Source organism: Sphingobacterium athyrii (genome assembly GCF_003071065.1).
GTDB lineage: Bacteria > Bacteroidota > Bacteroidia > Sphingobacteriales > Sphingobacteriaceae > Sphingobacterium > Sphingobacterium athyrii.
Map to the genome: position 1 here is coordinate 400,916 of NZ_QCXX01000001.1, position 17,600 is coordinate 418,515.

The 17,600-nt window shown below is 43.7% G+C and carries 14 protein-coding genes; 5 read left to right on the forward strand and 9 right to left on the reverse strand.

The window, feature by feature from the left end; genetic code table 11:
- Positions 1-73 precede the first annotated feature (73 nt).
- On the reverse strand, positions 74-1,357 hold the full coding sequence (locus DCO56_RS01805; protein ID WP_108632051.1) for a Gfo/Idh/MocA family protein: 1,284 nt from the start codon (positions 1,355-1,357) through the stop codon (positions 74-76).
- A 386-nt stretch (positions 1,358-1,743) separates the two neighbouring features.
- On the opposite strand from DCO56_RS01805, the gene DCO56_RS01810 reads away from it, so the two are divergent.
- Entirely contained in the window at positions 1,744-1,935 is a 192-nt protein-coding gene (locus DCO56_RS01810) for a cold-shock protein (RefSeq protein ID WP_077434921.1), read from the forward strand.
- Positions 1,936-2,129: 194 nt separating this feature from the next.
- The gene (locus tag DCO56_RS01815) at positions 2,130-3,260 is read left to right on the forward strand and encodes a DEAD/DEAH box helicase (RefSeq protein WP_108632052.1); all 1,131 of its coding nucleotides are present in this window, start codon (positions 2,130-2,132) and stop codon (positions 3,258-3,260) included.
- Between the two features lie 66 nt (positions 3,261-3,326).
- On the opposite strand, the gene DCO56_RS01820 is transcribed toward DCO56_RS01815, so the two are convergent.
- The 3 genes from DCO56_RS01820 to DCO56_RS01830 form a co-directional block, all read right to left on the reverse strand.
- The gene (locus DCO56_RS01820) at positions 3,327-5,597 is read right to left on the reverse strand and encodes a cation:proton antiporter (protein ID WP_108632053.1); all 2,271 of its coding nucleotides are present in this window, start codon (positions 5,595-5,597) and stop codon (positions 3,327-3,329) included.
- A gap of 171 nt (positions 5,598-5,768) precedes the next feature.
- Entirely contained in the window at positions 5,769-6,494 is a 726-nt protein-coding gene (locus DCO56_RS01825; RefSeq protein WP_206531923.1) for a LytR/AlgR family response regulator transcription factor, read from the reverse strand.
- Positions 6,484-7,218, reverse strand: a complete 735-nt coding sequence (locus DCO56_RS01830) for a histidine kinase (protein WP_219929283.1) — start codon at positions 7,216-7,218, stop codon at positions 6,484-6,486. Before DCO56_RS01830 ends, DCO56_RS01825 begins: the two co-directional genes overlap by 11 nt.
- Positions 7,219-7,532: 314 nt before the next feature.
- Between DCO56_RS01830 and DCO56_RS01835 the strand changes: the two genes are divergently transcribed.
- A complete protein-coding gene (locus DCO56_RS01835; RefSeq protein WP_046672939.1) occupies positions 7,533-7,751 on the forward strand; it encodes a hypothetical protein in 219 nt (72 codons plus the stop codon).
- Positions 7,752-7,851: 100 nt separating this feature from the next.
- On the opposite strand, the gene DCO56_RS01840 is transcribed toward DCO56_RS01835, so the two are convergent.
- Positions 7,852-9,030, reverse strand: a complete 1,179-nt coding sequence (locus DCO56_RS01840) for a thiolase family protein (protein ID WP_108632054.1) — start codon at positions 9,028-9,030, stop codon at positions 7,852-7,854.
- A gap of 345 nt (positions 9,031-9,375) precedes the next feature.
- Here DCO56_RS01840 and DCO56_RS01845 point away from each other — a divergent pair, with 345 nt between their 5' ends.
- Both DCO56_RS01845 and DCO56_RS01850 read left to right on the forward strand, forming a co-directional pair.
- Positions 9,376-10,554: an acyl-CoA dehydrogenase family protein gene (locus DCO56_RS01845; RefSeq protein ID WP_108632055.1), complete on the forward strand. Its 1,179-nt coding sequence runs from the start codon at positions 9,376-9,378 to the stop codon at positions 10,552-10,554.
- 33 nt (positions 10,555-10,587) lie between these two features.
- Positions 10,588-12,708: a 3-hydroxyacyl-CoA dehydrogenase NAD-binding domain-containing protein gene (locus DCO56_RS01850; protein ID WP_108632056.1), complete on the forward strand. Its 2,121-nt coding sequence runs from the start codon at positions 10,588-10,590 to the stop codon at positions 12,706-12,708.
- Between the two features lie 137 nt (positions 12,709-12,845).
- Here DCO56_RS01850 and DCO56_RS01855 read toward each other — a convergent pair whose 3' ends face one another.
- From DCO56_RS01855 to prfH, 4 genes are all read right to left on the reverse strand, one after another.
- Positions 12,846-14,297 (reverse strand): bifunctional 2-methylcitrate dehydratase/aconitate hydratase, encoded by a 1,452-nt coding sequence (locus DCO56_RS01855; protein ID WP_108632057.1) that lies wholly within the window; start codon positions 14,295-14,297, stop codon positions 12,846-12,848.
- Between the two features lie 150 nt (positions 14,298-14,447).
- Entirely contained in the window at positions 14,448-15,602 is a 1,155-nt protein-coding gene (gene prpC, locus DCO56_RS01860; RefSeq protein WP_108632058.1) for a bifunctional 2-methylcitrate synthase/citrate synthase, read from the reverse strand.
- A 78-nt stretch (positions 15,603-15,680) separates the two neighbouring features.
- Positions 15,681-16,559, reverse strand: coding sequence for a methylisocitrate lyase (gene prpB, locus DCO56_RS01865; protein WP_108632903.1), 879 nt, complete (start codon positions 16,557-16,559; stop codon positions 15,681-15,683).
- A 417-nt stretch (positions 16,560-16,976) separates the two neighbouring features.
- Complete coding sequence (gene prfH / locus DCO56_RS01870) at positions 16,977-17,597, reverse strand: peptide chain release factor H (protein WP_181390433.1); 621 nt, start codon at positions 17,595-17,597, stop codon at positions 16,977-16,979.
- Positions 17,598-17,600 lie beyond the last annotated feature (3 nt).

Sequence of the window (17,600 nt, forward strand, 5' to 3'; positions counted from 1 at the left end):
CAGGATATGCTTTAGTAATCCTGTCACGGAACGATTGATCCCTCTGCTCCGCTATCCCCCTTTTTTCATACTTTTAGACTTTAGGGTATTTATAGCCGTTATGATAGACTGAAGCAAGGTATTTGTTTGCTTTTTCGTCATTAAAACGTTGCTTTTCATTATTCCAATAGAGCTTTTGCCCTGTTCTATAGGCGATATTTCCCAATTGCGAAAAAATAGCAATATGGGCGCCGGCTTCAAGCGGGGCATTCAACAAGGCCGGATTTTTCTTGCGGATGGCATCTACGAAGTTGGCCATATGTTTTTCCAAACCGTTGTCCACGGAAGGCTGCAGGGCGACCGCCTCCATCCTTCCCTTTTCGGGAATGACTTCCCAGCCCCCGCGATTCAGTACCAAAGTTCCGTTATTGCCAATAAATGCCACACCATGGTTGCGGTTATAAGGTCCTAAATCAATTCCTTTTGCATGCTCCCACTGAATATTAAAGTTGTCAAATTCATATACCGCGGTCATGGTATCCGGTGTTTCTCCAGCATCATCCGGAAAAGCAAATTTTCCACCGGAAGCCATTACGGATTTTGGGTCGGAAACTTTCATTCCGAGCAGGGCGTAGTCGAGCATGTGTACCCCCCAGTCCGTCATCAGACCACCAGCGTAATCCCAAAACCACCGGAAGTTAAAATGAAAACGATTGATATTAAAAGGCCTTTTTGCGGCGGGGCCCAACCAATCCATATAATGTACACCTGCGGGTATTGCCCCGTCCGGCTGAATCGGAATGCTATTTTTCCAGCCTAGATAAGACCAAGCTTTTACCAAACGTATTTTACCCAGTTTACCCGAATGTACAAAATCAATGGCATCCTTAAAATGCTGTTGACTCCGTTGCCACTGACCTACCTGAACAATTGCATTATTTTTTGTTGCGGCTTGCAGCATGAGCTGGCATTCCCGAATGGAATTCCCAATGGGTTTTTCGACGTAGGTATGCTTCCCGGCGTTCACTGCATCGATCATCTGCAGGCAATGCCAATGGTCAGGTGTACCGATGATCACAGCATCCACATCCGGACTAAGCAGCATTTTTTTATAATCCACATAGGTTGCAACCTTCATATTTCTATCCTGCAGCTCTTTCGCCCTTTTGCTTAAGATATTTTCATCTACATCACAAAGCGCTGTGCATATCACACCATCCTGCTTTAGCAAAGCATTAAGGTCAGACCAGCCCATACCATTTACCCCGATCACGCCCACCCGGATCGGCTGATCAAATAAGCTGGATGCCTGGCTTTTGAGCATAAATGTAGAGGCGGCTAAAATACTGGAAGTTCGGATAAAGTCTTTTCTATTCATCACATGTTGGTTTATTATACGCGAAGGTTTAAGTTCCCGATGAAATTACAAAATTCAATTTAAGCCCTTACCCTAATCATTGTAAAATATATATCGACATTCAAACCTCTCCGCATTAAAGTCTCTTCGGGACAGTAGAAAAATCAGACAAAATTATGGTATCTAAAAGCCTTATGCTACTATTTTCAGGCATACGGCTGTTACAGAAAAAGCTAAATACCGTTGGCATACTGACTTTCAATACGATATAAAAACAGGCCCTAATCCATTTGAAGGTTGATTAGGGCTAAATAAATAGGGAGAAAGAAAAAAAACTTTGTTATTTTAACGAAAAATAAAAGATTAATCATTTATTATCCCTACCTTGCAGGACTTAATTAAAAATAATGAATACAGGTAAAATTAAATTTTTCAATGAAACTAAAGGTTTTGGTTTTATTACACCAGAGGATGGTAGTGCAGATGTTTTCGTACACGTTTCTGCTCTTAAGAACCAAGTATCTGAAGGCGACGTTGTAACTTATGATGTAGAAAGAACTCCAAAAGGAATCAACGCTACAAACGTAAAATTGGCGTAATCCAAAAAATACACTTTCTTGTTAATGGGGTAATTCTTAATGATTTATCCCATTTCTTTTTCGTATTCTTCCCTTGTTATTTTCAATGTACTTATTCATTTCGGGTATAATTAAAGATACCTCTAATCAATTATTTGATACTATAGAATAGCTAAAGGGTCTTCGTTTAAGCTTATTTTTCCGAATCATATTTAATGGAATTCAAACAACTCAATTTAATACCTCCTCTCCTCAAGGCAATCGCGGAAACAGGATATACAACCCCCACTGCAATACAACAAAAAGCGATCCCCGTTATATTAAGCGGTCAGGATCTTATTGGATGTGCACAAACAGGCACTGGTAAAACAGCAGCATTTGCCCTGCCCTTGTTGCAGCGTCTATCCGAGAAAAATGTACACGTGCAGGGTAAAGTAATGCCCATCCGTGCCCTGATCCTCACACCAACCCGTGAATTAGCCATACAGATCGGTGAGAATATCAATTTATATCGCAAACATCTAAAACTAAATTACTGCACCATTTTCGGCGGAGTCAATCAGGACAGACAGGTCAAAGAAATAAAAAAAGGAGTGGATGTTTTAGTAGCCACACCGGGCCGACTTTTAGACCTGATGAATCAGAAACTGGTTTTTCTTGATAAAATTGAAGTATTGATCCTCGATGAGGCTGACAATATGCTCGACATGGGATTTATCCATGACATTAAAAAAATCCTGGCGAAAGTTCCCGAGAAAAGACAGACGCTGTTTTTCTCAGCAACAATGCCGCCCAATATTCGCAAATTTGCACACGGCATCTTGCACAAGCCTGTCGAAGTGGACGTAACTCCGGTAAGTTCTACTGCTGAAAAGGTAAATCAGTCGGTATACTTTATTGAGAAAAAGGAGAAAATAAAATTGTTGACGAGTTTGCTTAAACAATTTAAGCAAGAACGTACGATTGTATTTTCACGTACAAAACATGGCGCTGATAAGATTGTCAAACTGTTGGCTAAGAATGGACTGCGCGCTGCTGCAATTCACGGCAATAAATCACAAAATGCCAGACAAAAAGCATTGGGTGAATTTAAAGAAGACCGACTGAAAATTCTGATCGCTACTGATATTGCTGCACGCGGAATAGATATTGAACAATTGCCTATGGTCATCAATTATGACCTACCCAATGTACCCGAAACCTATGTTCACCGCATTGGGCGGACAGGTAGAGCGGGTCTGGAAGGAAATGCCATTTCTTTCTGTGATGTGGAAGAAAGACCTTATTTAAGCGATATTGAAAAATTGATCGGCTTAAAGATCAAAGTGAATAAGGCAGGAAAATAACTTTCCTCGTTATTCTTACACAAAGCGCGCCGGAACGATCTTGTTTCGGCGCGCTTTGTGTAAATCCTATTTTTTTCGGTCGGCCAGCAGTAAGGTGGATGGTGTATGGTGTAGCCAGTCCATCTTCTTGTTGACAATTTTATGCCAACACGGTAAGCTGATAAGCATCAGATCCTGTTGTGCCCACAGCTCGGTATCAAGCTCCTTCTCTTCCAATATCGTCAAATGATTGGGAACAAGCTGTTCCAGCTGCCTTAGCTTTTCCCGGAAACTCTCCTGCTTCCGCAAGATCTGGTCAAAATCCCACACCATTACCTGCGCATCCGAATGATGAATTAAGCGTTGGATGATTGCCGTTAGGAATTCATCATTTTTCAACAGGATAGGAACAATAACATGACGGGGCCGGACAAAGTTTTTGTCGATCAAAATACCAACCATCGCATTGACCTTGGCATTGATCTGCTGATTTCGGTCAAATGTAGCAAAGGGCGATTCCGCATTTGTCACGGTATGGAATAATTTCTCCGGATTGATAATACGTGATGTAAAATCCAGAAATCGTCCCAACAGGCTACCTTCGTATATGGATTCGCTCACACCCAACAACAGCAGATCCTGATGCTGTTCATTTGAGGTCTCCACAATTTCACTGTCAATGTCGCTGGAAATTTTGAAAATCGTCTGAATAGGCTGTTCCAAATTTGCTGCAGCCTCCTTTATTTCGCGGAAGCTATCCTGCTCCTGTGTTTCCACCTCGTAATGATGGAGCTCATTGGAAGGTTCGATATGCAATGCAGTAATTTCAGCCGTATTTTTGGACTTTAAAGTAAGTGCATCTGCCAGATGAAGCAGTGAAATTCCGGTATTGCTCTTGGCAAATGACAGGAGGATCTTAAATTTCGACTTATTCTGGATTTCCTGCTGTAGTGAACGTTTTCTCGGCCGATATAAGTAATTGATCAGATCCAGTGAAGGACCGGTCATAAAAGTGGTGAGCAGCGCCATGACGACCATCATGGAGAATAATTCGGCACTTAATACACCAAGGTCATAACCGATATTCAATACGATCAGTTCCATGAGTCCCCGGGTATTCATTAGCGCACCGATACTCAAGCTATCTTTCCAGCTTTGTCCCACAAAGCGGGCAGCCAACGCACTTCCGGCAAATTTTCCAATTACCGCCACCAAAATAATCACGATGGTGATGATCCATAGCTGCGGGTCATTCAATAAACCGATCTGTGTACGGAGTCCCGTGTATACGAAAAATAGCGGCAGCAACAGTAGCGTCGACACATCCTCGATTTTTTCAATAAAGGCTGTTCGAAAACGGCTGCTTTCGGGCATGATCGCACCCGCCATAAACGCACCGAATAACGCATGTATACCGATGACTTCAGTTGCGTAGGCCGAAAATAAAAGCACAATAAAAAAAATGGCGACAACAGGTTTACTCAAACCTTCACGCGTACCTTTCACCTCTCCCACCCGCATAAGGAAAGGGCGCACAATTTTTATCATCAATAAGACATAAGCAACCGCAAGGGCTATCGTGTACAAGGCACTGGCAAAATCCCCAGCCTTCACAATCGCAATGACCACCGCCAAAATGCACCAGGCTGTAATATCATCCGCCGCGGCACAGGTAATGACCATCGCACCCAGTTTACTTTTTTGAAGTCCCCGTTCCTGTACGATCCTGGCCAGGACAGGAAATGCCGTGATACTCATCGATATACCGATAAACAGACTATAGGACAAAAACTCCACATTCGCAGGTGGGTGGTATAGGTATAAAAAATAAGCCAGGGAAATTCCCAGCGTAAAGGGGATAACAATACTGGCATGGGAAATCACCACCGCATCGTGCGCTTTATTGCGCAGTACATTCAAATCCAGTTCCATACCGATAATAAACATAAATAAGATCAATCCGATCTGGCTCAAAAACTGTAGATTACTAAGCGATTCAACCGGAAATAAGGTATGTGCGAATTCAGGGAAATAAAGCCCCAATAAGGACGGGCCTAAAATAATACCAGCCAGCATTTCACCGATCACGACCGGTTGTTTGATTTTGATACATATCCACCCCATCACACGGGCGGCGATAATAATCGTCACAATCTGTGCCAGCAGTATCGCTAATGGATGTCCAAGGCTGTGCAGAAAGGTCGTTTTAAAATCCACCCAGGCCCCCTGGCTTGTTTTTTCACCGGTGTGCAGTCCCTGACTCTGCAGCTGTGTCCCCAAATGGATAACCCAGTACATCACCACAAGCAATGTGCCTATTAGGGTTACATAAAAAATCGTATTCCTGTATTTCTTCATCTTTTTCGCTTTAAATAATCGGGTGTTAATAGCAGATAAATGTCTGCCCAAAATCAACTATTCATCAATTCGAACAGACAACCACAACAAAAATAAAATTCTATACCTGTTTTAAATCTTACTGCGGGTTAGGAAGTCCAAAATTTGTAATGAACTCCAGGAATTTTGTAATCAAACAAATTTCTCGAGGAATGATTTTTTATAGGATTCGCCCAAGCTAAAAAGAATAGCCGATTCCTGCTCATCCAACAAGTTACTGGTGATGATATCCGCGGAAAAGAATTTCACAATTTTGAGAGCGATAATTTCCTTCTTGCTGATACGGATAAAATCCTGCTCGGGTAAGATGGACAGCAACTTGTCAAAGCTGATATTTTTTAATAATATGGAGGATCCATCTGAGAGGAATACTGTCTTATCGCGGCTGTCCACCTCCGCAATTTGAATATAGTCTATCTGATTGAAATAAAGTATTGCTTTGCCCTTATTGGTATTAAATTGCGCGAAAGGAGAAATGTCTGTTTGCCGATTATTTATTACCTGCTCTACTTTTAGAATCGCCTGCTGGAGGCGCGATAAAGATATTGGCTTGCGCATATAATCTACGGCATTGATATCGAAAGCATCGCTGGCATACTGTTTATAGGCTGTCGAAAAAACAATGGGATAGTCTTCCAGTACCTTAGCAATATCAAAGCCGTTAAACTGTGGCATCTCAATATCCAGGATACAAAAATCAAAATCTAAACTTTTGTATTCGTTGAGTAACACGCCCGGATCATTAAAGGCCCTGACAACCTCCAGTCCGGGAATTTGTTCACAGAGCATCTTCAAAAATCGTAAGCTCGGCAGTTCATCATCCAGCAAAATGCATTTCAGTACTTTTTCAATTCTCATACAACCTGATCTGAAGGTAAGCGTTATAGACATCATTTTCTACAAAACGTTTTAACTCGTGACTATCCGGATAGTAAAGCATCAAGCGTTCTTCCAGTGTCTTGCTGCCTATTCCACCTTTGCTTTTATACAAAGGGGACCGTTTCGATATTTTATTGCTGACTGTCAATTCCAACAAACCATTGCGAAAAGTCAATACGATCGAAATAAAGGAGTCGGGATGGTGAAAATCAGCATGTTTAAACGCATTTTCAATAAGATCTACGGTCATCAGCGGAACCAGTGCAGGGCGCTCCAGAAGGGACTCATTCAATTCATCAATATCAAATTTAACACGCATATCGAATAAGGGGCTTAACTTGACCTTATTAACCTCAATTAAATTCCGCGCAAACTCAATCTCTGCTTTTGGCGAGACAAGTTCAGCTTCACTTTCATATAATACATAGTCCAGTACCATCGCCAATTTATCCATGGTATAGTAGGTTTGATAGGCGTGGGAAAGAATACCATTGAGTGAGTTTTTCAGCAAATGCGGATTTAAACGATTGCGATGAACATGATCTATCTGCTCATTATCCATGCGTTTGAAAAGTTCTCTATGTCGCAGCTCCTCCCCCCGCAGCTTGTTGTATTTCCGTATCAATAATAGATAAAAAATTAACAGGACAATGACAGCCACAAGAAGCAATACGATCATTATATTGGAAAGTTCAGTCGTCATGATTCCTTCAAACTTAACGAAAATTTCACTAGCAACGAAACGATTCCTTTAGGCAGCCGCAGGTCAGGTTCATTTTATCGGGATGCAATGAATCGCAAAATTTAATACCGAAAAGAATACTTATTTGAGTGTAAAATTTGCAGGTATTGATTACAAAAATTAACAGTTTCATTACAATTTAGTCACTTTAAACTATTAATTTCAGATAATTCTTCTTATATTGAGAGTATTGTAATTAGCCGATCAAATGATTGTCTACGCTATTTTGGTTAAACCTGCCTGATTTATTCTAATCAGGCCTAATATGAAACACGATGGAAAAGCTCATTTTCGAAACTAATGCACAACATCCCAGTCTTGTAGACAAGATCAAACAAGCTGTAGAAAAATTAAATGGTATCCATGAATGGAAGATCGATCTGGATTCCATTTACAACCTGCTCACCATTGAGGGCATCCGGCTCAACCCAACGGAAATAGAGTCCGAACTAGCACTTCATGGTGTTGAGGCAAGTCGTCTATATGAAGAATAACCCTTGTTGATCTTCTGGCGCTCTGTCATCAACCAAACCATAGACTTCGTCCAGATCAGTTAATTATCGATATAAAATAATTCCTGATCTGGACGAGAAATTACAATCTTTTAATAATCATTCCTGAAGCCCCTCCACCACCGTTGCAAATGGCAGCGAGTCCCATTGTTCCACCCTCTTGCTGTAATATACTGGTCAATGTCACGACTATCCTTGCTCCGGAGCAACCCAATGGGTGACCGAGCGAAACTGCCCCACCATAGATATTCACCTTATTTAAAGGAATATCCAATATTTTTGCATTCGCAAGTGCAACCACAGAAAAGGCTTCATTAAATTCAAAGTAATCGATATCTTCCTTTGTCAATCCCGCTTTCTTCAGCACCTTATCCGTTACGAGGCTTGGACTGGTCGTAAACCATTCCGGTGCCTGTTCGGCATCAGCATAGGCGATGATTTCAGCCAGGGGTTGTACGCCCAATTCCTTTACTTTTTCCCCACTCATTAATAATACCGCAGCGGCACCATCACTCAAAGTTGATGCATTCGCAGCCGTCACCGTGCCATCTTTCTTAAAAGCAGGCTTTAATTCGGGAATCTTATCGAAATTGACCTGAGAAAATTCTTCATCTCTGGAGATCGTCTGTTCGCCTTTACGGGCCTGAATGGCAATCGGACTTACTTCGTTGACAAATTTATTTTTTTGCCATGCCTCCAGGCTTCGTTTGTAGGAGCTGATGGCATACTGATCCTGTTCCTCCCGCCCGATCGCATATTTCTCGGCACATAGTTCGGCAAAACTTCCCATTGCTTCATTCGAATAAGCGTCACTTAAACCGTCCCGCTGTAAACCGTCGACAAAACTTTGGCTCCCGAACTTCGCTCCCCAGCGCATGGCACTCGCATAATAAGGTACCCTGCTCATGCTTTCCATACCACCTGCAACCACAACATCGGCATCGCCCAACAGTATTGCCTGTGCGGCAAAAGCAATGGCCTTCATGCCACTTGCACATACTTTATTGACTGTCGTTGCCGGCACCCGGTCAGGTAAACCTGCGAGTCGAGCAACTTGACGGGCGGGAGCCTGTCCCAAATCGGCCTGTAGCACATTGCCGATCAGAATCTCATCGACCTGATCCCCTGAAAGACCGGCCTCATCCAAGACCGCCCGCACAGCATGAGCACCCAGGGCTGTCGTGGAAATAGATGACAAACCACCGCCGAAACTTCCGATTGGCGTACGCTTAGCCGCAACGATAAATACACTCTTTGACATGTTATTCTGTTTATAATTGTTTTCTCCTGATCATGATGGACAAGGGCATCATTCCTTTCCTAAAGATAAAAAATATAAAGCAAACAAGCGAATCCTATTTCTTTATTTTTCCGGCATAAACAGAATAAATAGAAAAAAAATCAGGCAAAAAGTTCCCTACCTAATCTATTTTACAAAAAATAAACAATAAATATTTGCAGAAAAGCCACTGCTTTTCGTTAAATTCGACTAGACATCCCATGCTTTGGGAAAGGTATTATAATGCCAAGATAAAGCAAAAGATGAATCGTTTTCAGTCGACTATCGGGTAACTGAAACCAATAACCAAAAGTAAAATAAACAATTATGCAGGCAAGCAAGCTCACAGCTGAACATCAGATTTTTCGCGAGACCATTCGGGCATTTATTCACAAGGAAATTATCCCACATATAGATCAATGGGAACAACAAGGTGAAATAGATCGAAACATCTGGAAGAAAATGGGTGACATGGGTTTCATGGGACTCAATTACCCTGAAGAGTACGGTGGTCTGGACTTAGATTTTTATTATTCGCTGATCCTATGTGAAGAACTATCCTATTGTTTTTCAGGAGGGTTTACAATATCCGCCTTAGTTATCCAGTATATGTCAGCTCCCTATTTATTAAAATATGCATCCGAGGAACTGAAAGAACGTTATCTCAAGCCAGTTATTGCCGGTGATATGGTCAGCGCCGTTGCCATCACCGAGCCGGGGGCTGGGTCTGACGTCAAACAAATCAAGACGACAGCCGTTCGATCGGGCGACCATTATATTGTAAATGGTTCCAAGACCTTTATCACCAACGGTTATTATGGAGATTTTTTTATTACTGCGGTTAAAACGGCTCCGGAAAAAGGAACAAAAGGGATCAGTCTGCTGCTGATAGAAAGAAATGCTGCGGGTGTTTCGGCCAATAAGATCAATAAATTAGGCTGGCATGCCTCCGACACAGCCGAATTGGGTTTCGATCAGGTCCAGGTTCCGGTTTCCAACCTGATTGGCGTTGAAAATGAAGGCTTCAGCTACTTAATGGCGGGCTTACAATTAGAACGCTTAACCGCCGCCATCCATAGTCTTGCAACAGCGGATTCGGCATTACAATATACCCTGGAATATATCGGTCAACGGGAGGCATTTGGTAAAAAGCTCCATGATTTTCAGGCCATCCGACACCGCATTGCGCAAATGGCTGCCGATATCGCAACCACAAAAGCCTTTGTTTATCAATGTTGTGATCTTCAGAACCAAGGTGAATATGCCGTTCAGGACTGTTCCATAGCCAAACTCCAGGCCAGTGAACTCGCCGTTCAGGTGGTCAGCAATTGCTTACAGTTGTTTGGAGGCTACGGATTTACCGAAGATTATAAAATCGCACGCCTGTATCGGGATGTAAGAGTAGGCACAATCATCGGTGGAACATCTGAGATTATGTTGGAAATCATTGCCAAGATGACGATTGATAAGGTAAACTATGAGCCGAATAAAATCAGGCTAACATAAACATTTTCAATACGAAAAAATAAATTCAATAGCATGAATTATAATACACAGCCCTATTTTGATATACAGCAGGACGATCAACATATTGTCACCATAAAACCATTCGCCGATGTCGTAGCCGACGAACAAGGCCTCCTCGATCGTTTGCAGCAGTTCGTTGCCTTAGTAACAGCTATTCTTCATGAAAAAGACGTTCGGGGACTGATCTATACCTGTCCGTTAAACAGCAAACAGGCCGATTATCTTCCCCTATTCAATCAAGTGTTTAGTGGTCGATTCGATCCTGAGATCCTATTAAAAACCACCCTACAGGCACTACAATGGAAAAGCCACGACAAACCAATTGTATCTATTTTTGATGATGAATGCACAGGTATTGGTTTAGCAACGATGTTGTGGTCGGACTACCGCATCGCAGGTGCGGGAATTAAAATGGGTTTTCCCGAAAGTAAATTTGGGCTATTTACCGGTTTTGGAGCGACGATCTGTCTACCCCAGCTTGTGGGCTCCGCCCAGGCACTGAACCTATTGACCCAAGCCGGACTTATATCGGGCCAAACGGCACTTGAATCGGGTTTATTGAACGAAGTGGCAACCGATTTTGATCTGTGCCTATTGCAAGCGAAAACCTGGATTCTTGCAAATTCAAAGCAATCTGTTTCTGCGTCCAATTCCACCATGCCATCAGCAGAATTTGAAGCGGCCTGCTCCGCTATTTTAAAGAAAACTAGAGGATTATTACCCGGCAGCAATGCGGTTGTGGAATTGCTGAAAACAAACCCCTCTTTAGCATTAACTGAATCCGTGGCGGCGGAAACATCACGCTATCATCAGGTATTAAGTGCACCGGAACCCCTCCATATGATCAGGACGCTGCATGAAGGAATTCGAAAGGCACAGCATTCCGGTCAGATAAAATCACTTGGAGATTATAAGGTCAAAAAAATAGGAATCCTGGGAGCAGGTATGATGGGATCCGGTATTGCCTATGAAGCCGCCAAAGCAGGCATTGAAGTGGTTTTAAAAGATGTGACTATCGCACAGGCCGAGCAGGGAAAAGCCTATTCGACCAAACTTTGCGACAAGCGGCTTGCCCAGGGACAGATGAGCAGCATACAACAACAGAAACTTTTATCCAATATTCAACCCAGTGCGCAAGTTGCCGACCTTGTCGGTGCTGATGTAATTATTGAAGCGGTATTTGAAGATCTGGAACTAAAAGCTGAGGTTACCCGACAAAGCCTGCCTTACCTCGCCGAAAATGGCTTTTTCGCTTCCAATACCACTTCACTGCCCATTACGGTATTGGCCGCTGCAACGGATCGGCCGGAGCGTTTCATCGGCATGCATTTTTTCTCTCCTGTAGACCGTATGCCCCTGGTTGAAATTATATGTGGCACACAAACCGATCAGATTACATTGCAAAAGGCAATTGCAATCACATTGCGCCTGGGCAAAATCCCCATTGTCGTGCATGATGGACCCGGATTTTTTACCTCACGCATTTTCTTCCATTATTTACTGGAGGCAATCACGATGCTGCTGGAAGGTGTTCCTGCGATTCAGATCGAAGAAGAAGCCATTCAGGCAGGATTTGCCGTTGGCCCATTGGCCGTGCTGGATGAAATTTCACTGGAACTGATGGTGCATGTGTACGATCAATTCCCGGCACTCCATAACAGTCAGCGACGTGCCTATGCCCACCTGAACAAAATGATTGCGAATGGCAGAAAAGGCAGAAAATCAGGCCATGGATTCTATGACTACGACCCTGTTTCTAGAACAAAAACAATCTGGCAGAATCCTGCGCTACCGACTTCAGAAGGATCTTGGTCAGCCGATATAATACGTAAGAGACTGCTCCATGTCATGGCCTTGGACAGCTACCGCTGTCTGGAAGAAGGCATATTGGAAGAAACCATAGCTGGTGATATCGGTTCAATCCTCGGCGTGGGATATGCCGCACATACCGGTGGCGTATTCGGACATATCGACCTAACCACCCTCCCCACCTTTGTGCAGGAGTGCCAGTCGTTTCTCCCATTTGGCGAACAATGGGATATCCCCCAATCATTAAAAGAACTTGCCAATAGAAATTTTACCTTTTATACGGGTTTTGATTCAAACTGGACAGTAAAACAGCCGTTGATTTAAACGAACTGCATTTATTAAAAAACGTGGAATCAAGCAAGATGTCTGTCTAAGGCTGAAGCTCTTCCATTAAATAACAAGCGCTAAAAAAGCCATTGACCGGTAATAACTTTCTTACACCGGCCAATGGTTTCTTGTTCTTATCGGGCCAGAAGATCCATCAGTTCAGCTACATCCAGATCAATGAAGGTATCGTAATCCAAGGTCACTTCGAGCAATTGTTTTTGTTGTTTTTCGGCGAATACACGGGCAAGATTCGTTTTATACTTTTCAATCAGTTTAGGAATTCCTTCCTCCCGACGTCGTGGATGTCCAATAGGATATTCCACAACCAGTTCCGGCAATACTGTCCCATCTTTCAAGACGACCGTCAGTGCATTGGAGATCGCCCTTTTCTGTGGATCATGATAATCTACTGTAAATTGAGGATCTTCGACACAGAAAATCTTATCCCGCAGGCTGTCAATGCGTGGGTCCTGCGCAATGTGGTTTTCATAATCCTCCGCCGTCAATCGTCCAAAAATTAGAGGTACCGCCACCATGTACTGAATGCAGTGGTCACGATCGGCCGGATTATGCAAAGGTCCTTTCTTGTCGATGATCCGAATTGCGGCCTCATGCGTACGAATGGTGACACGCTCGATATCATCGCTATTTTTCCCAAATTGCTTTAACTGCTGGTGAAGCTGCATCGCCGCTTCGGCAGCAGTCTGCGCATGAAATTCAGCCGGGAAAGAGATTTTGAACAGGATATTTTCCATTACATAAGATCCATAATCGCGCTGGAATTTAAATGGATTCCCTTTAAATGAAACATCATAGAAGCCCCATATAGGTGCTGTTAACACCGAGGGATACCCCATTTCACCAGTTTTGGCGATTAAAGCAAGGCGTACGGCACGCGAAGTTGCGTCTCCGGCAGCCCATGATTTACGGCTCCCTGTATTGGGCGAATGACGATAGGTACGCAGAGCCTGCCCGTCGACAAAAGCAAGTGATATGGCATTGAGCAGCTCTTCCCTACTGAGTCCCAAGAGCTTACCGACAACAGCTGTCGAAGCGACTTTCACTAAAATAACGTGATCCAATCCCACTTTATTAAATGAGTTTTCAAGCGCCAGGACACCCTGAATTTCATGCGCCATAATCATGGCTTCGAGGACCTGTTTCGTCTTTAGGGATTTCCCTCCTTTGGCGATCTGTGTACGGCTCAACCAGTCTGCAGTCGCCAGAATACCACCAAGATTATCCGATGGATGCCCCCATTCCGCAGCTAGCCATGTGTCGTTAAAATCCAGCCAGCGAACTAAAGTGCCAATATTGAAGGCGGCCTGTATGGGATCCAACTGATAATTCGTTCCCGGTACTTTCGCACCGTTAGGAACAATCGTCCCGGGGACAACCGGCCCCAGTAATTTGGTGCAAGCGGGATAGGTCAGCGCTTCTAACCCACAACCTATGGTATCCAGGAAACAATAAAAAGCTGTATTCCATGCCGTTTTACTTGCTATCTTGTAATTTAGTACATAATCCACTATCGCCACCAGGACCTGATCGGGCTGTGGTCGCTCATTTGATATTGTTGAACTCATTATTTTTTTCTTATAAAAGCTATCTTTCTTTTCAATTTATATATTTCAGAAACTGCACGTACCCATCAAACGGAAAAACATCAAAAAATCCTTTTATCAGGGTTTTAAGCCGTTTCTTCCAATTGTATTCACGCTATTATCCATACCAGTTTATCGTTCTGAAATTGGCACAAACGGCCGATCATCAGGACCGATATAATTTGCGCTCGGCCGGATGATTTTGCCGTCTTGCCGTTGTTCAAAAACATGTGCGGACCAGCCTGTGATACGTGAAAGTACAAACAAAGGGGTAAACATCTCAGTAGGTATTCCCATCAGGTGATAGGAAACGGCCGAGTACCAGTCCAGATTAGGGAACATCCGTTTTTCTTCCCACATCACTTTCTCCAGCCGTTCGGCAATCAGGTACAAAGTCATATCACCGGCCTCCTCGGATAATTCCTTAGCGACCTGCTTGATGACCTGATTTCTTGGATCAGAAATGGTATAGACAGGATGTCCAAAACCAATAATAACTTCTTTATTTTCCAGTCTTTTCCGGATATCGGCTTCGGCTTCATCCGCATCAGCATAGCGGCTCTGGATCTCGAAAGCAACTTCATTTGCGCCGCCATGTTTTGGTCCCCGTAAAGCCCCAATTGCACCGGCAATACAGGAGTACATATCGGATCCCGTGCCCGCAATTACCCGTGCTGTAAAGGTAGAGGCATTAAATTCATGTTCAGCATATAAGTTAAGCGAAATCTGCATGGCTCGCACCCAGGAATCGGATGGTGCTTTACCATGTAGCAGATGCAAAAAGTGTCCTCCAAGGGTTGAGTCATCGGTTTCCACCTGAATTTCACGTCCATTTTGACTAAAGTGGTACCAATAAAGCAAAGCCGAAGCCATGGATGCCATCAAACGATTGGCAATATCCCTGGCTCCTGCCAAAGCGTGATTTTCCTTTTCCGGATTCACACTTCCAAAAAAAGAAACATAGGTGCGCAGCACGTCCATGGCATGTGCTGTAGAAGGCAACTGTTTCAATACCTGTTGTACTGTAATCGGCAGGCCGCGCTGACTAAGTAACTGGCTTTGATAAGTCGTTAACTGCGCCTGTGTAGGAAGATTTCCGTAAATCAACAGATAAGCGACTTCTTCAAAGCTGGCCTGATGGGCCAAATCCAAGATATCATAGCCCCGATAATGGAGATCATTACCACTTTTCCCAACTGTGCTCAGTGCTGTATTTCCAGCCGGAACACCCGAAAGCGCGACGCTTTTTTTGGGTTTAAAACCCGTATCATTTGGTGTCTCTTTCATCGCCATAAATTATTTATGTATAAGTATGCGTGTATTTAAATAACAAAATATGCTCATGCATCCGGTTAGAGATGGCAATTATTTCGTATTGAACAATTGATCCAGGCGATTCTCGTAAGCATAGTAGTCGATACTGCGATACAATTCATCACGAGTCTGCATACGGTCTACCACAGCCGCCTGACCACCGTCCTTCCGAATATGGCTGTACACATCAGTCGCCGCTTTGTTTGCTGCGCGGAATGCAGATAAAGGGTAAAGCACGATAGACACATCCGCATGACGAAGCTCGTCAAGGTTAAACAACGGTGTCTGTCCGAATTCGGTAATGTTAGCGAGTATAGGTAATCCGGTTGCGCGACTGAACTGCATATATTGATCCAAGTTATGCACGGCTTCTGCGAAGATAAAATCCGCCCCCGCTTCCTTGTAGGCCAGGGCTCTTTCCAGGGCCATTTCCAAGCCTTCAGAAGCCAAAGCATCGGTACGCGCACCAATGACAAAATGTGGATCTGTGCGCGCGTCGACAGCAGCTTTCAGCCGGTCTACCATTTCATCTTTTGAAACCAGCTCCTTTCCCGGGCGGTGGCCACACCGTTTGGCCCCCACTTGGTCTTCCATATGTACCGCTGCAGCCCCGGCTTTAATCAGGCTCTTTATTGTTCTTGCGACATTAAAAGCTGAAGGACCAAAGCCCGTGTCGATATCCACCATCAAAGGGAGCTTGCATACATTCGTAATACGGTCCACGTCAATTAATACATCCTGAAGTGTTGTAATACCCAAATCTGGCACACCCAGCGAACCCGCGGCGACACCGCCTCCAGAGAGGTAGATGGCTTTAAAGCCTGCTTGCTCAGCCAAAAGCGCGTGATTCGCATTGATGGTTCCGACGACTTGTAAGGGGTTTTCATGCTTGATTGCTTCCCTAAAAAGGAAGCCTGGAGAATCTATCATATCATTGAAATTTGAAATTCCACAACTCATTAGTCCGACAGGATAAAACCCTGTTAGGGACGTGATGAGCAGTATTTAAGTTTATTTAGTTTGAACAATAAATAATCCGATCGTTCATCCTAAAGATACTAATTATCACGGCATTTCAACAAATTATTTTCTACATTTCAAGTCTTTAGCAGAAGAAAATACGGTTTCATCCGAAAGCATTCACAGTGCTGTACGCAGCTCTCCCCTTAAAAACAGGTCGATAGCCATCACCATAAACAATATGAGTCCGGTGTTTGGCCGGACTCATAGGATCAGTATCGTTGTATAAACGATGATGTTCACGTCATTAATAGCACAGGGCATGGTATAAACAGCTTAAAGTGACCAAAAAAATCACATTCAACGCCCAGCGGCATCATAATCCGGTCATAGCTCTTTAAATTTCGGTCCGGAGAAAATACGTTTTGAATCCCCTCGGCGGACATCAATCTGATTTTTCCAGGACTGGTTTTTCCCTGCATTTTTCTGCAACCGTTCCAGCTCCAGCAAGCGTTCTTCCAAACGCAAAACGGCAATTTCTTTATTTTGCAATTGGGAACGGGTATCCATCACCTGCACCATCATCCCTGTCGGGAGATGAGTCGCACGCACCGCTGAACTTACCTTGTTTACATGCTGTCCTCCTGCGCCACTGCTGCGCATGGCCTGAAATTGCACATCCTTCAAGTTCATTTTCGCAACAGGCTGTACCGGATACCAGTTCTTGACCTCCAAAAACCAATTCTTACGTTTGTGGTTGAGCCGAAAAGGACTTGGACAGATCCAACAAATTGTTCCTATCCAACGATCAATAAATACGGCACTTGCCTCACCTCTGAGCTTTAACACCAATGAACAGGGAAGCCCATCGATCTCTTCGACTTCCACCGTCTCCATCTTTAAGCCGTATTGCTTTGCTTCTGACCGCATCCTTTCCAACACGAGCTTTACGGCAAGATTACATTCCCTTGGCCCTCGTCCCGAAGTCAATAAAATATACTTTTCCATGTT

Coding starts and splice junctions, on each gene's coding strand:
- DCO56_RS01830 (WP_219929283.1), bottom strand. CDS start 7,218: ATGACGACTGAACTTTCCAATATAATGATCGTATTGCTTCTTGTGGCT.
- DCO56_RS01840 (WP_108632054.1), bottom strand. CDS start 9,030: ATGTCAAAGAGTGTATTTATCGTTGCGGCTAAGCGTACGCCAATCGGA.
- DCO56_RS01815 (WP_108632052.1), top strand. CDS start 2,130: ATGGAATTCAAACAACTCAATTTAATACCTCCTCTCCTCAAGGCAATC.
- DCO56_RS01810 (WP_077434921.1), top strand. CDS start 1,744: ATGAATACAGGTAAAATTAAATTTTTCAATGAAACTAAAGGTTTTGGT.
- DCO56_RS01845 (WP_108632055.1), top strand. CDS start 9,376: ATGCAGGCAAGCAAGCTCACAGCTGAACATCAGATTTTTCGCGAGACC.
- DCO56_RS01835 (WP_046672939.1), top strand. CDS start 7,533: ATGGAAAAGCTCATTTTCGAAACTAATGCACAACATCCCAGTCTTGTA.
- DCO56_RS01850 (WP_108632056.1), top strand. CDS start 10,588: ATGAATTATAATACACAGCCCTATTTTGATATACAGCAGGACGATCAA.
- prpC (WP_108632058.1), bottom strand. CDS start 15,602: ATGAAAGAGACACCAAATGATACGGGTTTTAAACCCAAAAAAAGCGTC.
- prfH (WP_181390433.1), bottom strand. CDS start 17,597: ATGGAAAAGTATATTTTATTGACTTCGGGACGAGGGCCAAGGGAATGT.
- prpB (WP_108632903.1), bottom strand. CDS start 16,559: ATGATAGATTCTCCAGGCTTCCTTTTTAGGGAAGCAATCAAGCATGAA.
- DCO56_RS01820 (WP_108632053.1), bottom strand. CDS start 5,597: ATGAAGAAATACAGGAATACGATTTTTTATGTAACCCTAATAGGCACA.
- DCO56_RS01855 (WP_108632057.1), bottom strand. CDS start 14,297: ATGAGTTCAACAATATCAAATGAGCGACCACAGCCCGATCAGGTCCTG.
- DCO56_RS01805 (WP_108632051.1), bottom strand. CDS start 1,357: ATGAATAGAAAAGACTTTATCCGAACTTCCAGTATTTTAGCCGCCTCT.
- DCO56_RS01825 (WP_206531923.1), bottom strand. CDS start 6,494: ATGAGAATTGAAAAAGTACTGAAATGCATTTTGCTGGATGATGAACTG.